General features: G+C 37.5%; 17 protein-coding genes. 10 read left to right on the top strand and 7 right to left on the bottom strand.

Going from position 1 to position 12,890, the window contains the following annotated elements; translation table 11 throughout:
• Positions 1-15: 15 nt before the first annotated feature.
• A complete protein-coding gene (locus ACIP9G_RS11125; protein ID WP_401019269.1) occupies positions 16-1,413 on the top strand; it encodes a DUF1565 domain-containing protein in 1,398 nt (465 codons plus the stop codon).
• A 272-nt stretch (positions 1,414-1,685) separates the two neighbouring features.
• Here ACIP9G_RS11125 and ilvA read toward each other — a convergent pair whose 3' ends face one another.
• The gene (ilvA, locus tag ACIP9G_RS11120) at positions 1,686-2,948 is read right to left on the bottom strand and encodes a threonine ammonia-lyase IlvA (RefSeq protein ID WP_340821048.1); all 1,263 of its coding nucleotides are present in this window, start codon (positions 2,946-2,948) and stop codon (positions 1,686-1,688) included.
• Between the two features lie 287 nt (positions 2,949-3,235).
• On the opposite strand from ilvA, the gene ACIP9G_RS11115 reads away from it, so the two are divergent.
• Positions 3,236-3,982, top strand: a complete 747-nt coding sequence (locus ACIP9G_RS11115) for a TerC family protein (protein ID WP_401019266.1) — start codon at positions 3,236-3,238, stop codon at positions 3,980-3,982.
• 40 nt (positions 3,983-4,022) lie between these two features.
• Here the strand turns inward: ACIP9G_RS11115 and bshB2 are convergent, their stop codons facing one another.
• The 3 genes from bshB2 to ACIP9G_RS11100 form a co-directional block, all read right to left on the bottom strand.
• Positions 4,023-4,712, bottom strand: coding sequence for a bacillithiol biosynthesis deacetylase BshB2 (gene bshB2, locus ACIP9G_RS11110; RefSeq protein WP_401019264.1), 690 nt, complete (start codon positions 4,710-4,712; stop codon positions 4,023-4,025).
• Between the two features lie 13 nt (positions 4,713-4,725).
• On the bottom strand, positions 4,726-5,076 hold the full coding sequence (locus ACIP9G_RS11105; protein WP_340821045.1) for a YojF family protein: 351 nt from the start codon (positions 5,074-5,076) through the stop codon (positions 4,726-4,728).
• Positions 5,077-5,632: 556 nt separating this feature from the next.
• Positions 5,633-5,914, bottom strand: a complete 282-nt coding sequence (locus ACIP9G_RS11100) for a hypothetical protein (RefSeq protein WP_340821044.1) — start codon at positions 5,912-5,914, stop codon at positions 5,633-5,635.
• A gap of 173 nt (positions 5,915-6,087) precedes the next feature.
• Here ACIP9G_RS11100 and ACIP9G_RS11095 point away from each other — a divergent pair, with 173 nt between their 5' ends.
• Entirely contained in the window at positions 6,088-6,633 is a 546-nt protein-coding gene (locus tag ACIP9G_RS11095) for an acyl-CoA thioesterase (protein ID WP_337982127.1), read from the top strand.
• 144 nt (positions 6,634-6,777) lie between these two features.
• Here ACIP9G_RS11095 and thiD read toward each other — a convergent pair whose 3' ends face one another.
• Positions 6,778-7,608, bottom strand: coding sequence for a bifunctional hydroxymethylpyrimidine kinase/phosphomethylpyrimidine kinase (thiD, locus tag ACIP9G_RS11090; protein WP_340821043.1), 831 nt, complete (start codon positions 7,606-7,608; stop codon positions 6,778-6,780).
• A gap of 174 nt (positions 7,609-7,782) precedes the next feature.
• On the opposite strand from thiD, the gene ACIP9G_RS11085 reads away from it, so the two are divergent.
• From ACIP9G_RS11085 to ACIP9G_RS11065, 5 genes are all read left to right on the top strand, one after another.
• Entirely contained in the window at positions 7,783-8,460 is a 678-nt protein-coding gene (locus ACIP9G_RS11085; protein ID WP_401019262.1) for a uracil-DNA glycosylase, read from the top strand.
• Positions 8,461-8,535: 75 nt separating this feature from the next.
• Complete coding sequence (locus ACIP9G_RS11080) at positions 8,536-8,715, top strand: uracil-DNA glycosylase (protein WP_340821041.1); 180 nt, start codon at positions 8,536-8,538, stop codon at positions 8,713-8,715.
• Complete coding sequence (locus ACIP9G_RS11075; protein WP_401019260.1) at positions 8,712-8,978, top strand: YwdI family protein; 267 nt, start codon at positions 8,712-8,714, stop codon at positions 8,976-8,978. Before ACIP9G_RS11080 ends, ACIP9G_RS11075 begins: the two co-directional genes overlap by 4 nt.
• A 70-nt stretch (positions 8,979-9,048) precedes the next feature.
• Positions 9,049-9,429, top strand: coding sequence for a DUF423 domain-containing protein (locus ACIP9G_RS11070; protein ID WP_340821039.1), 381 nt, complete (start codon positions 9,049-9,051; stop codon positions 9,427-9,429).
• A 209-nt stretch (positions 9,430-9,638) separates the two neighbouring features.
• A complete protein-coding gene (locus ACIP9G_RS11065; RefSeq protein ID WP_401019259.1) occupies positions 9,639-10,817 on the top strand; it encodes a M20 family metallopeptidase in 1,179 nt (392 codons plus the stop codon).
• A gap of 261 nt (positions 10,818-11,078) precedes the next feature.
• On the opposite strand, the gene gerQ is transcribed toward ACIP9G_RS11065, so the two are convergent.
• Positions 11,079-11,414, bottom strand: coding sequence for a spore coat protein GerQ (gene gerQ / locus ACIP9G_RS11060; RefSeq protein ID WP_173478664.1), 336 nt, complete (start codon positions 11,412-11,414; stop codon positions 11,079-11,081).
• A 20-nt stretch (positions 11,415-11,434) separates the two neighbouring features.
• Positions 11,435-11,860, bottom strand: coding sequence for a cell wall hydrolase (locus ACIP9G_RS11055; RefSeq protein WP_340821037.1), 426 nt, complete (start codon positions 11,858-11,860; stop codon positions 11,435-11,437).
• A 413-nt stretch (positions 11,861-12,273) separates the two neighbouring features.
• Here ACIP9G_RS11055 and ACIP9G_RS11050 point away from each other — a divergent pair, with 413 nt between their 5' ends.
• The gene (locus ACIP9G_RS11050) at positions 12,274-12,444 is read left to right on the top strand and encodes a hypothetical protein (protein ID WP_340821036.1); all 171 of its coding nucleotides are present in this window, start codon (positions 12,274-12,276) and stop codon (positions 12,442-12,444) included.
• Positions 12,445-12,703: 259 nt separating this feature from the next.
• Positions 12,704-12,886, top strand: a complete 183-nt coding sequence (locus ACIP9G_RS11045; protein ID WP_340821035.1) for a hypothetical protein — start codon at positions 12,704-12,706, stop codon at positions 12,884-12,886.
• Positions 12,887-12,890: the final 4 nt, after the last annotated feature.

Here is a 12,890-nt window from a genome sequence, read left to right as displayed (position 1 = left end):
ATAAGGAATGATTTAATGAAAAAAATTTATTTTATCCTCTTGGTTGCAGTTGCTATAGTGATTGTCTTTGTTTTAAACAATAATGAGGATAAGCAGGATCAAGCTATTTACGTCGCGACAAATGGAAATGATCAAAATGATGGTACAAAATCAAAGCCATTTCGCACATTAAAAAAAGCGTCTTCAGAAGCAGATGCCGGTACTACCGTCCTCATACGAAAAGGAAATTATCATGAAAAACTTGTCGTAAAACAAAGTGGCACCAAGTCAAAACCAATTACATTTAAAGCTTACAACAAGGAGAAAGTTGTTCTTAGTGGAAAGGACTTGAAGGATGTTGAAGAGGATACAGCCTTAGTGGTGATAAATAATAAAAATTACGTGACCATCAGTGGACTAACTATTCAGGATTTATCTACTCATTTAGCGGACGAAACAGTAATGGGGATTTATGTAACAGGTTCTAGCAGCCATATTACACTAGAAAATAATCATGTGCAGCGCATTGAAACCTATGCAGATGATGGGAACGGCCATGGAATTGCTATATACGGAACTGGCACAATGCAAGATATACATATTTTAAATAATACATTAGAAGACTTGAAACTAGGGGCAAGTGAATCTCTTGTTCTAAATGGAAATATTGACGGTTTTAAAGTAGAAAATAATATAGTTCGCCGTAGTGATAATATCGGGATTGATCTAATTGGTTATGAAGGCATTTCAAATGATATAAAAGTGGACTTTGTGCGGAATGGCATCGTAAAGAATAATATAGTTTATGACATATCCTCTTACGGCAATCCAGCTTATGGGGAGGAGTATGCTGCTGGCGGAATTTATGTAGATGGTGGGAAAAATATAACCATTGAAAAGAATACCGTTTATAAAAGTGATATTGGAATAGAAGCAACCTCTGAGCATGCTAAAAAATACGCTGATAACATTAAAATAATAAACAATATTATTTATGAAAACTTTTACACTGGGATAGCAATTGGTGGGTATGATGAAGATCGGGGAGGTACGATCAATTCGACTATCTCTCAAAATATTCTTTATCGAAATGACACGAAGGGGCTTGATGGGGGACAGCTATTATTACAATATGATACAAAAAACAATGTGATAGAAAGAAATGTTTTAACCGCTGGACCATCGCGGATTTTTATCTCCAACTATTTTACAACCAATCAAAAAAATAAACTACAAAAGAATGTATTCCATAAAGAAAAAGGAGAAACGGGTATTTGGATATGGAAAGAGGAAGAATATACATCTTTTTCTAAATTTCGAAAAGCCTCAAAAAGTGATGAGAAGTCAAGCTATATAGACCCGAAATATCAAAATGCTAACAAATATGATTTTCGGTTAAAAGAGGATTCGCCTGCCCAAAAAATTGTATACTAATTTTTCTTCTTTGTAGTGTGGGTCTATGCTATGTTCTTGGGGAGCATCCTACTGGCAGAATTCAGAATTGTTTGGGTGCCTGACACCTAATCCACTACGCCTTCCGCGGGCAAAATGTAAGACGCAACCGTCGCTGTCGCGCTGACTGTTGCGTCTTACATTTTGTTCAGTTCCCGCAGGAGTCTATGTGGATTTTTACTTGGTGATTAAAAAATATGCTACTGGTAGAATTCAGAATTGTTTGAGTGCCTGGCACTACCAGAAAGAAGAACTTATACGAGTAATCCAAATAATTGGATATCATTATTTACTTCTTTGTAGTTGAAGCCAAACTCTTTCATCCGTCTTAGTAAGCCATCATAGTCATCACGATTACCGAGCTCAATGCCTACTAAGGCTGGACCGCTTTCTTTGTTGTTTTTCTTTGTATATTCAAAAGTAGTAATATCATCATTTGGCCCTACAACACTTGTAAGGAATTGGCGTAGTGCACCTGCACGTTGAGGGAAACTTACGATGAAGTAGTATAGTAAGCCTTCATGAATTAAAGATTTTTCTTTAATTTCTTGCATACGCCCAATATCATTATTACCACCGCTAATAATAACGACGACAGATTTGCCTTTAATTTCTTCTTTATAGCTGTCGAGAGCAGCGACTGATAATGCGCCAGCTGGTTCAGCGATAATAGCATGTTTATTGTACAAATCCAATATTGTTGTACATACTTTTCCTTCGGGTACGAGTACGATATCGTCTAAGTATCGGCGACAAACATCATATGTGTGGTGACCGACGCATTTTACGGCAGCGCCATCAACGAATTTGTCAATCCAATCAAGAGCCACTGCACCGCCCTCTGCAAACGCGGCTTTCATACTGCCTGCGCCAGCTGGCTCTACACCGATAATTTTACTGTTGGGGGAGAGGTTTTTCACATAAGCTGAAACACCTGACATTAATCCGCCACCGCCGATACTACCGAATACATAGTCGATTGGTTCTTCCATGTCATTCATTATTTCAACAGCGACAGTTCCTTGTCCAGCGATGACGTCGAAATCATCGAAAGGATGGATAAAGATTTTACTTTGTTCCTCGCAGTAGACCATTGCACTTTCAGCAGCATCATCAAACGTATCTCCTGCTAAAATAATTTCAACATAATCGCGGCCAAACATTCGGACTTGGTCGATTTTTTGTTTAGGGGTAGTTTGAGGCATAAAAATGCTAGCTTGAATCTTTAGTTGTGCACAGGCATAGGCAACACCTTGTGCATGATTGCCGGCACTTGCACAAACAACACCTGCTTCGCGAGCTTCTTCCTCAATTTTTTTAATTTTATAGTAAGCACCACGTAGTTTAAAAGAGCGAACATGTTGTAAATCTTCACGTTTGAAATAAATGTGGGCTCCGTATTTCTCCGATAAATAATCGTTTTTCTGCAGTGGCGTATGCACCACTACATCTTTTAAAAAGTGATGTGCAATTAAAATATTTTCTACTTGCACAGTTTTAGTATCAGCTACTTCCATAGTATTCATCCTCCGTTTTACGTATAAAACATTCATCTATGATAGCATATTTTTCTCGACTTTTGTTATAAATTTTTAGTAAATTCTAAATTTTCGGTGTCTATTTTTATCATAGCGTTTTATTGAGGTAGCATAATCTGTTATGTTCGAGAAAAAACGTCTATTATTCGAGTTTAATAGTAATTAAATTGTTTAGAATTTTTTAAAAATGATAAGTGGGTGACACCTCATAACGATGATTGACGAGCATATACTAGATTAGTTTAGGACAAGTAGGGGGGAAGCAGTTGGACATTATTCATGGAATACTATCTACATATATGCAATTTTTCGATTGGGACATGTGGAAAAAAGTATTGGCAGATCCAGTATCGTGGGGATTAATTTCATCGCTTATTGTAATTGAGGGATTACTATCAGCAGATAATGCCCTCGTACTAGCGGTACTTGTCAAACATTTACCGGATAAGCAACGTAAACGGGCATTAATGTATGGTATGCTTGGCGCTTATTTTTTCCGTTTTATATTTATTGGAATTGGTGTATATCTAGTAGAATTTTGGTTTATTAAAGTGTTGGGGGCTTTGTATTTAGGGTGGATTAGTATCGCTCATTTTTTACAACTAGGACAAGAGGATAGTGTTAAAGAGGTAAAAAAGTCTGGATTGATGGTACGTGTTTTTGGCGTGTTTTGGGCAACGGTTATTTCTGTTGAGTTAATGGATATTGCCTTTTCGATTGATTCAATATTTGCTGCCTTTGCGATATCTGATCAAGTTTGGGTACTATTAATAGGCGGAATGTTAGGTATTTTAATGATGCGAACAATAGCAGGTTTATTTTTAATTATAATTGAAAAAATACCAGAGCTAGAGGCGACTGCTTTTATCATTATTGGCATCATTGCACTTAAGATGTTAGTAACTGTATTTGGAATATATGTGCCTCATTATTTGTTTTTTGTTATTTTAGTGATTGCATTTGTTTTAACGATGATTGTACATGTAATCAATAAATTGAAAGTAGCTAAATAAAAACGGTTGTGACCTCTTTAGGGCACAACCGCTTTTTGTATTATTTTATATAATTGTCAGGGTTAACAATGTAGAACTTTTCAACATTAAGCCAGCTTTCGCTCATTGGCTCGCCGTCGTCAATACGTTTTTCAGTTTCTTGCATCATCCAACCTGTTTGAGAAGCATGAGCTTGTAATGCTTTTAATTTATCCATTTTCATTTCGCGAATATCGATTTGAACGTGTGGCTCGCCGTTTTTAGCGAGTGTATCATTGGCGAAGGCACATCCGAAAATTTGAGGTCGCGCTGCTTTAGGCATGCGGCGAACAGCCTCAACAACAGCACGTGCTGTTGCTTCATGGTCAGGATGCACTGCAAAGCCTGGAAGGAAAGTGAAAATAAGCGATGGCATTAATTCTTCAATCAAGCCTTCCATGAGCTTGACCATTTTTTCATCGGCTTCAAATTCAATTGTCTTATCCCGTAGGCCAAGCATACGTAAATCTTGAATACCCATAGCATCCGCTGCATCAACTAGCTCCTTGCGGCGTATTTCTGGCAACGATTCACGCGTAGCAAAAGGTGGATTTCCTAAATTACGACCCATTTCACCCAATGTTAAGCAGGCATATGTAACAGGTGTATTCATCTTCTTTGTATAATAAGCAATCGTTCCAGCAACTGAAAAAGCCTCATCGTCTGGGTGAGGGTAAACAATTAAAATATGACGTTGTGGTTGTAAATTCAAAAAGTTGTCCCCCTTAGTAAGTAAACGGCGTTTCGCTAATTTCAAGTGCTATCGCCAATTTACCTGAATAGTCTAGTCCAGCCATTAATAAACGGCCTAATTCATCTAATTCATAATGTGTAATACCTTGAGCATAAACCCAACCATGTGCCATTTTTAAGCCAACACGATGTGGAGAGGCATCTACCACTTTAGCCAGTTCGTAATTAATTTTTGCATTACGTATGAATGCACCGGCATTAAAAAACTTTTCATCATAGTGTGCTGCGTAAGAACCGTTTGTCGTCTCAAGATGGATATAAACGTCTTTGTTGGCGAAAGAATTTAGTAATTCTTGCAACGTCTCTACTTGTACTTCTTGCATCTTAACACTCCTCTCGATTATTTCTTTCTTAAGTATAGTCAAAAAAGGTCACAAAGGGAAATTGAATGACCTTTTTATGACAAATTTTTGTTGAGGTAAATGTTCATATTTTAAAATTGGGTAAAATAGTGAAATCGCAAAAGTTTATGATTCACTTGTTATTTTTTTAAGCAAAATCCTTGAAAAAGTTATTGTAATGTATCAATATATAGAGTGTGAAAGCAAATATGTACAAAAAGTGTCGCTTGAATTTGTATGCGGTTTCACAAAATAAAAAGATGTTGCATATTTGACTTCTCTCACGTAGAGTGACAGTTTACCATGCAGAAGGGGATTTTAAGTAAGACAAAAACGATTTCTATCTTGGTACAATAGATGACGTCCTTCTACATAATTTGGTTTAAAGCTGTAGCGTGAAGAGAAGACATGAAAGCTCATTATCATAGTATAGTAAAAAAGCCACCATTCTCTTTATGACGGAGAATTGTGGTTTTTTTACATGTATGCGCATCAAAAATAAGACTACTCATAGCGGAGCGAATAGGATATGTACCTTTTAATAACGATTGAGCTTCTTTTCAATGGAATCTAAACGACTATTAACGGATTGTAATTGTTTGTACATTTGTTTAAATTGTTGATTTTGATCTTGTGAATTGGAAGCAAGTAATTGTGCATCCTCCTCCTCCTCCTGTAACGCTAATATCGTGGCAAGGGTGGATAGTGAGTAACCGAGAGTTAATATAATTGATGCGATTACTTCAACTTTAGAAGAAGTTATTTCTCCAGCTAACAAGCGTGATTCTTCAGTTGTTTCCTCAGATTTTTGTTTTTTCATACGTCTCCCTCCCATATACAGCTAATATATGGCATATGCAGCGATACGGTATCTTGTCCTATTTTATTGTGTAAATGTAAAAATTTTTAATTTTCAGATAATAATATTGATTTTTCAATTAAAATATTGCATTATAATAGGAACAAAAAATAAGTAATGGGGGAATTGATGGGATGAAGGATTATAAGTTTTGTAAAGAATCTAGAGTTATGCGGACAAGTCGTGTTTTTCCGAATGATGTAAACAATCATAATACTCTTTTTGGTGGTCGCTTAATGAGTGATATCGATCAAGTCGCATCAATTTCTGCAGCCAAACATAGTAGAAGAGATTGTGTCACCGCTTCAACAGATTCGGTCGATTTCTTACAACCAATTCGGCCTACTGACTCTGTCTATTTTGAGTCCTATGTGACATGGACAGGGACTTCTTCGATGGAGGTATTTGTGAAAGTTATTTCCGAAAATCTCAAAACAGGGGAGCGAAAAGTTGCCGCAACAGCATTATTAACCTTTGTCGCACTTGATGAACATAATCAGCCTACTGCAGTTCCGCGCGTTATACCTGAAACAGTAGAGGAAACAAAATTGCATGAGACTGCTTCTGAACGAGCAAAAGCACGTGCGGAGCGTAAAAAAGAAAGTAAAGCATTAGCTAGTTTTATCTCCATGAACGATCCATGGGATTATCGGCTCGAACTAATGGTTAACTATATGTAAAAAAAGGTATCTAATTAGAAAAAACCTGACCTGTAGGCAAGATGTGTAGGTCAGTTCTAATTAGATACCTTTTTATATTCTATAGGGGATGAGAGCACTTTAATTAGTGCTCTATCTACTATATTAAATGTACTTTTACATTCATTAAACTTCAGTTACAGTCACTTCTGGTGCTCCAAAGCGAGATTTTGCACCGTGCATTACGGGTCCAACATAGTCGTTTAACGCCCAACCATGAGCGATGGCAGCTGATACAAATTCCTTTGCTTCAATAACAGCTTCTTTTACAGATAGACCATTAGCTAAATTTGCTGTTACAGATGCAGCGAATGTGCAGCCTGCACCATGGTTATAGGTAGAAGCTACTTTTTCTGACTCTAACAAGTAGAATGTTTCACCATCAAAAAATAAGTCTGTAGCTTTTTCTGTTGCTAACGCTTTGCCACCTTTAATGACAACGGCTTTTGCACCTAGCTCATGAATTTTACGCGCTGCTGTTTTCATCTCATCAATTGACTTAGGTGTACCTGTACCAGCTAATTGACCAGCTTCAAAAAGGTTTGGTGTTGTAACTGCAGCTAGTGGTAGAAGATATTGAATCATAGCATCAGTGTTTCCAGGATTTAATACTTCATCATCACCTTTACATACCATAACAGGATCAATGACAACATTAGAAGTACCAGATTTTGCGATTGCTTCACCAGCTATGCGAATGATTTCCTCTGTTGAAAGCATACCTGTTTTAACTGCATCAATGCCTGTAGATAATGCTGTATCAATTTGTTTTTGAAGAAGCTCCGTTGGTAATGGTGTTACATTATGTGTCCAACCATTAGGATCCATTGTAACAACTACTGTTAGTGCCACCATACCGTATGTGCCATGTTCTTGGAATGTTTTAAGGTCTGCTTGCATGCCAGCGCCGCCAGATGTATCTGAGCCTGCAATAGTTAAAGTTTTTTTAAGAGCCATGTTAAAGATCTCCTTCGTTTTTGAATAGTTTAATCTACCGTTAAGTATAGTCCTATTCTGATTCTGTAAAAATAGTCAGAAATCAATATTTTTATAAGGTCAGTTTAAATTGAAACTTGAATAACGCATTATTTTTTTGTACCGTTGTAAGAAAGAAAGGGGCTTGTAATTTCAATGAAAGAAGTATTCCCAAATGATTGGCAAACAATACTAGCAGATGAATTAGAAAAAACATACTATCAACAGTTACGTCAATTTGTGGCACATGAATATTCGACACAGACGATTTATCCACCGATAAACGATGTAATGAATGCATTTACCTGTACGGCTTTTCGTGATGTAAAGGTTGTAATTTTAGGACAAGATCCATACCACGGTCCGAACCAAGCTCATGGCTTAAGTTTTTCTGTAAAGCCAGATGTTCCACACCCGCCAAGCTTACGCAATATGCTACAAGAATTACAGGATGATATAGGTTGCCCAGTTCCTCAGCATGGTACATTAACGAAATGGGCACAGCAGGGTGTATTGCTTTTAAATACTGTACTAACAGTAAGAGCAGGACAGGCCAATTCCCATAAGAACCAGGGTTGGGAACAGTTTACGGATGCTGTTATCGAAAAACTTGCAGCGAGACAAAAACCAATTATCTTTGTGCTATGGGGCAAGCCGGCACAGCGCAAAAAGCAAATAATTTGTCAGCATTCAACATCCCATGTGATTTTAGAAGCACCACATCCTAGTCCACTAAGTGCCTATAGAGGATTTTTTGGAAGCAAACCGTATTCAAAGATTAATGAGCAGTTAATTGAATGGGGAGAGCAACCAATTGATTGGTGTTTAGGATAAAGTGGCACAAATCGTTTGCTTTATACACTATAAAAATAATGATACAGTTAATAATAGAAGAAAGAGAGGCACACAATGCAGGTAAATTGTTTTAAATGTCAATATTTTAAAGTAACATGGGACCCGCAAACACCGCGTGCTTGTGTAGCATACGGCTTTAAAACAAAGCAAATACCATCAGTTGTTGTCAAACAATCATCTGGCACGGACTGCCTAAAATTTGTACCAAAAGTAGAAGGTGAGAGAGCGCAATGATTTCATATGAAGCTGTCATACAGCAACTTGAAAAACAATTAGCCAGTGCAAAAAATACAACGAATGACCAGCAAATTCGTGAGGCATTGACAGCCATTCGTGCATTATGTGATGTGGTACTGGATTTACCAACAGATAGCGCACAAATTCAGCCAAAGCATTTACCGCAAATGTTAAGTACAGAGCAAATGCCATCTACATTAAACACAGTAAAAATAAAACATGACGATGGCGCAAACGGAGATTCAATTTTTGATTTTTAGATTGTTTGCTAAACGTTCCTAAAAACTAGCGATGTTGAGCATTAAGATGAAAAAAGGTAGGGTAAATGAGATGAAAAAATTTATTGTCACAGGTGCACTTCATGGTTTTTTAGCAGTAGCATTAGGTGCATTTGGTGCACATGCATTAAAAGATATAGTAGATGAATATGGTCTGGGCATTTGGGAAACAGCTGTGCAATATCAAATGTTCCATGCTACAGGTCTACTTATAATTGGTCTATTAATGAGCTCGAAATTGCTAGGTGAGGTTAAACAATTAAAGTTAGCAGGTATCTTCTTTAATCTAGGGATTGTATTTTTTGCCGGAAGCCTATATGTGTTAGCGGTCAGCGGCATTAAAGTTCTAGGGGCAATTACACCAATAGGTGGAGTGTTATTTTTAGCAGGCTGGGTACTGATAATCGTTAGTGCCTTAAAACATGCCAAATGATTAACGGCTATTTTTTACACCACTTTTGTACAGTAATATTCCATTAAAATCAAAAAAATTAGTATGCTAGGTAATACTGGCATGCTAATTTTTTATAGATAAAACAACCACTGTTTGTTTATATTTTAATTCCTATTGTTTTTGTAAGGATTTGTAGGGTACACTAGTATTACTAAAAAAAGGAACAAAAAGAAAGCGGGGTTAAAGTTATGGAGAAATTATTTACATTACTTAATGAGAGCTATGATGAGATGGTAGCAATTCGCCGCCATTTACATCAGTATCCGGAAATATCCTTTGAAGAAGTGGAAACACCAGCTTACATAGCAGCTTTTCATAGAGCATTAGGGCATGAAGTACGAGAGCAAGTAGGCGAACGAGGTGTTGTTGCAACGTTACGTGGTGCCAAGCCAGGAAAAACTGTGGCGTTACGTGCTGATTTTGATGCATTAGCTATCCAAGAAGAAAATGATGTGCCTTATAAGTCTATGGTTGACGGTAAAATGCATGCTTGTGGACATGATGGACATACCGCGACTTTACTTGGACTTGCCAAGGTGCTAAATGCTATGAAGGATGAGCTTGCTGGCAATGTAGTGTTCATTCATCAGCATGCAGAAGAGGTTGCACCAGGCGGAGCAAAGCCGATGATTGAAGATGGTTGCCTCGATGGGGTCGACGTGATCTTTGGTACGCATTTATGGGCACCAACACCACTAGGGGACATTTTAGTGAGAGAGGGAGCTATAATGGCTGCCGCTGATAAAGCTGAAATTCTTATTCAAGGAAAAGGAGGGCATGGTGCAGAACCACATCATTCCATCGATGCGGTTGTACTAGCGTCTCAATTTGTTATTAATGCACAGCAATTAGTTGCTCGTCGTATAGACCCATTAAAATCTGCTGTCTTAACAATTGGCCATTTTGAGGCGATAAATCCATTCAATGTAATAGCTGATCGAGTAGCTTTAACTGGTACTGTAAGAACATTTGAGGAAGATGTACGTACACAAATGGAACAGGAGCTTGAGGCAATATTAAAAGCTACTTGTCTTGCCTTTGGGGCAAGTTATGAATATCGTTATACAAGAGGATATCCACCAGTTTATAATCATGCGAAAGAAACAGAATTTGTTGCACAGCTTGCAGCGGATATTCCAGGAGTAGAAAATGTTATTACGTGTCCACCGTTTATGATTGGGGAAGATTTTGCATATTACCTTGAGCGCATTCCCGGCACGTTTTTCTTTACGGGTGCCAAAAAACCTGAGTGGGAAACAGCCTATCCACATCATCATGCACGCTTTGATTTTGATGAACGTGCAATGCTAATCGCTGCAAAAACGTTAGGGAAAGCGACTTTGCAATTTTTGCAGGAAAATAACTAGTTAAAATGAGATTTAGACATAGCTTTATACTTAAAAACAACAAAATTGTTAATAAATTTCTGCCATAAAAGATGAAAAGTTGTTGGTAGCAAAGGCGGTGATTCCTGAGGAGGGCATTCAGCGCGTTCGCGACGGTTACGGCTGATACGGTGTGCACACGGAAAGCAACGCCGTAGTGGACAACAACTGCACAGCAAAAAAGTGTTAGATTGATTGCGGTCAATCTAACACTTTTTCTCTTTGGTTCAAACCTCATTTCAGTTATGGATTTTGATTGAAATAAGACATTTCCTCATCGAATTCAGCGAAATCAAAGTAAATCATTGGGAATAAAAAGCGATGATTTGATTTAATTTCTCTTAAAATAACGTGATCCCGACCTGCAGCTTCTACCACACCACGTACTGTCTTTGTATTTTTCCCTTGCTCAACAGCATGTTCAAAAGAAAAGTGGAAAGTACCAGGTTTTCCTCGATTCAAACGTAAGATATTTTCAATGTACGACTCCTCACGTCCAGGTGGCCGTCCGCTTGGAAGCGTCACTGGAGGAGGTGTCATTTGTTGTTGAGTTGTCGGTGTCCAATAGTAAGGCATCATAAGTATCGACCTTCTTTCATTTAAATTTGAGGACAATCTTCTTCGGTTGGTGAGAAGAAGCAATGCGATTTGTAACGCCCCGTATTCCATTGACCATACCATTGTTCAGGGCAATCACCCTCAGGTCTGAAAAACCACAGCGAGCGAGTAGCCGGATGGAACCTTTCACCTTCAATAACTCTTTTTGCTAATCGAATGTCTTGATCACGTGCCCGTTGATAAAAATAACTTTTTGTTGTTGCTTCAAACCCCCCTGGACGTTGATAAATCATTTGCTCGAGTGTTCGAATATCACCAAAATCTAGACAATCTGCTCGTACACGATTGACGCCAACATTGCCGACCATTAGCATGCCTAACTGACCTTCGCCTTCAGCTTCCGAACGCATAAGCCTTGCAAGCAAAGCTGTTTGTGCATCATTCGTTTTTATAACAGCGATTTTCAAACCTCCTCGCAACCAGTATATGCATGAAGGTATTGGAGACATGTTTAATTTTGATAAGAAAGAAATTCACATTTCAAATTGCTGAAGCATATATTAGTAATAACGAATAGTCCGTGGAAAAAAGGGTGTTTATAGATAGTTTCCATCTAAATGGGGTAAAGAAAAAATAGAAAAAGTTTAACTTGATTCAGCAGAAGTCCTTCACTTTTTAAGTTGGAGAAGAATGCCAAATAGCCACATGAGCGAAGTGGAGAGCAAACTCCTGCTGAATCAAGTTAAAGGCGCTGGCAGATGTCGCAGATTTTTCTAAGTATACTCGAAAAATTCTGGGCGCAAATACGCCGAGGCGTTATTGATGAGGGAAATGTAGATAGAAAATTGCATGTGTATTAATACATGTGAGGTGGAAGGGCATGGAAATTGGTGTTTGGATTGGGATTTTATTGAGTGCTGTACTAGCTTTTTTGCTCGGGAATATCTACGGTCAGCCTCTCCATTGGTATCTTTTTATATTAATAATTGTAGTTGGCTTTTTCATTAATACGATTATTATAATCTTAAAAGTTAAGGATGAAAGCTCGTAAAGTTTTTAATGTAGGTGAAAGCAAAGTAGTAGGTTGAACATTGTTAATAGGGTGCTTCCAGTTCAGTTTTGAACAGGAAGCACCCTATTTTATTGTCGTATTGAACGCATTAAATAATTTCAATGATGATATAGGATTAGTGTAGTTTATGAAAGATATTTGCGGATTATTGTGAAAAAACTTGTGGTTTGCAAGTATATTGAAATTTATTTGAGCCATACTAAATTGGATGATATAGCTTTCATAAAGGAGTAGTACTATGCGTATTTTCAGTATGTTTGTAGCAATTATCGTAAGTGCATTCATGGCTGTTGGAATTGCTGAGTATTACCATCAGCCATATAATTGGTATTTAGTATTTCTAATGATCCTTATAGGTTTTTTTATTCATACCATTATTTTAATAATAGAATCGGAAAACAGTGAGGAACATGAAGTATAAAAAA

Origin of the sequence: Lysinibacillus sp. NPDC093197, assembly GCF_044754025.1 — a bacterium.
In the GTDB taxonomy this organism is placed as follows: domain Bacteria; phylum Bacillota; class Bacilli; order Bacillales_A; family Planococcaceae; genus Lysinibacillus.
Note: the sequence above shows the minus strand (reverse complement) of the source record. Positions and strands in the feature narration are given on the sequence as shown.